This is a genomic window from Pedobacter sp. PF22-3 (assembly GCF_026239555.1).
Lineage (GTDB): Bacteria > Bacteroidota > Bacteroidia > Sphingobacteriales > Sphingobacteriaceae > Pedobacter.
Window position 1 is genome coordinate 1 of record NZ_JAPIVP010000042.1, and the last position, 1569, is coordinate 1569.

Below are 1569 nucleotides of genomic sequence, written 5' to 3' on the forward strand. Positions count from 1 at the left end.
CTGCAGGTGCAGGGCAGTCCTGGTTTTAAGGATCTTGTACAGCCTGTAGCCTACGATGCCTTTGGCCGAGAGCGATTTAAGTACCAGCCCTATGCGGCACAAACAGGCGCTTCTGGAAGCTTCCGATCAGCTGCACTCGACGATCAGTATAATTTTTTCCATTTCCCACAAGCAGCGGGTATCAAAGCGACAGACAATGCCTTTGCCGAAACGGTTTTTGAGGCCTCACCGTTAAACCGTGTACTGCAACAGGGCGCTCCAGGTGCCGACTGGCAGATCAGCGCTGGCCATACCCTTAAAACCGATTATGGCACCAATGTACATGATGAGGTAAAACTATGGAAGATCAATGGTACGGGTAACGGTGCAACAGCTGATGTTTACCAGCCGGGCAAACTCTATAAAACCATCATGAAAGATGAGAACTGGAAAGAAGCAGATCTAAAGGCCGGAACCACCGAAGAATTTAAAGATTTTGAAGGGCATGTGGTACTGAAACGGGTATGGGAAACCGATACCAAAAGCCTGAATACCTATTATGTTTACGACGACCTCGGCAACCTGCGTTATGTGCTGCCACCGGCGGTAAACGAGCATACAGACAGGCTCTCTGCGCCGATCAGCAGTTTTGATGAAAGCCAGACGGTTTTCGACCAGTTTATCTACGGTTACCGTTACGATGGGCGCAAAAGGTTGGTAGAGAAAAAAATACCGGGCAAGGGTTGGGAATTCATGGTTTACAATAAGCTGGATCAGGTTACCCATACACAGGATGCCAACCAAAGAGCCGCCAGTCAATGGAGTTGGATCAAATACGATGCTTTTGGCAGAGTGGTACTTACAGGTGTGGAGAACGGTCAGGGCATTGGTCGTGTCGATATGCAAAATTATAATGATGGGGTAGCGGCACAATGGGAAGAACGTAGCACAGCCTATCCTGAAGGCTACACCAGAAATACACATCCCTCGGCAGGAGAAGATAATGCCAACATAATTTTCCATGCCATTAATTATTACGATAACTATGACTTTCCGGATAGCTTTGGCCAGCCCTCAGGCAGCCAGGCACCAGTGGCACGCACCAAAAGCCTGCTTACGGGTATCAAGGTAAAGAACCTGGGCACGGGTGCAATGCTGCTTACGGTAAACTATTACGACCTTGAAGGACGTATCGTACAAAGCAAAAGCAGCAACCACCTAAACGGTACCGATGTAGTAGACAATACCTGGAATTTTGATGGCAGCCTGAAAGCCAGCACGCGTACCCATACGGTAGGTAGTACGGTGACCACCATTGCCAACCGCTACGAGTACGATCATGTAGGACGCAAGATAGCCACTTTTGAAAACATCAACAACCAGGGAGATATTGCGCTAAACCACCTCGAATACAACGAGATCGGCCGGTTGATCAAAAAGAACCTGCACAACGATAGCCAGGCTACCACATTTGCTTACAATGAACGTGGCTGGATGAAGAACAGTACCTCCGATCAGTTTAGCATGGAGCTGAAATATAACGATGGTAGCTTACCGCAGTTCAACGGTAACATCTCTGGCCAGAATTAC

General features: G+C 48.3%; 1 protein-coding gene. It reads left to right on the top strand.

Annotation, left to right across the window (positions count from 1 at the left end; all coding sequences use genetic code 11):
* A partial coding sequence (locus OQX63_RS23210; RefSeq protein ID WP_265853166.1) for a DUF6443 domain-containing protein occupies positions 1–1569 on the top strand: 1569 nt, incomplete at both ends.